The sequence below is a fragment of the Microvirga sp. HBU67558 genome (genome assembly GCF_018069605.1).
Taxonomy (GTDB): Bacteria; Pseudomonadota; Alphaproteobacteria; order Rhizobiales; family Beijerinckiaceae; genus Microvirga; species Microvirga terrae.
In genome coordinates, this window is record NZ_JAGPUP010000189.1 from 1 (window position 1) to 438 (window position 438).

Annotated in this window: 1 pseudogene; it reads right to left on the reverse strand. The window is 63.5% G+C overall.

Annotated elements, in window-relative coordinates:
- Positions 1–84 precede the first annotated feature (84 nt).
- Positions 85–438: pseudogene (locus KBI52_RS00770) on the reverse strand (class I poly(R)-hydroxyalkanoic acid synthase); the annotation flags it as partial.

A 438-nucleotide genomic window follows, 5' to 3' on the forward strand; every position in this document is an offset into this window, starting at 1 on the left:
GGCACCGATGCCGCGGGTGCCACCGGTGACCAAAACGACACGCGCCATGCTGTTTCCTTCTCCCTATTGACTTCATAATGAGTTCTACTGCGCCCGGACATAGCTGCCGGGTGCATCTTCAATGGACGTGAGCTTACCCGCACTGGGCCGCCGGGGTTTGACCCACCGGCCGTCCTGCGCCTCGATCCAGGTCTGCCAGTGTGGCCACCATGAGCCGGGATGCTCTGAGGCATGTTCGAGCCACGTCTCAAGCGAACCTTCAGGTTCTCCACCCGTCCAGTACTGATAGCGCCCACGCGATGGAGGGTTGATGACACCGGCGATATGCCCGGAGCCGGCCAGCACGAAGGTTACTGGGCCGCCAAGGCGCCCCGCCCCGGAAAACACCGAGTGCGGTGGTGCAATATGGTCCTCGCGGGCGGCCAAGTGGAAGACCGG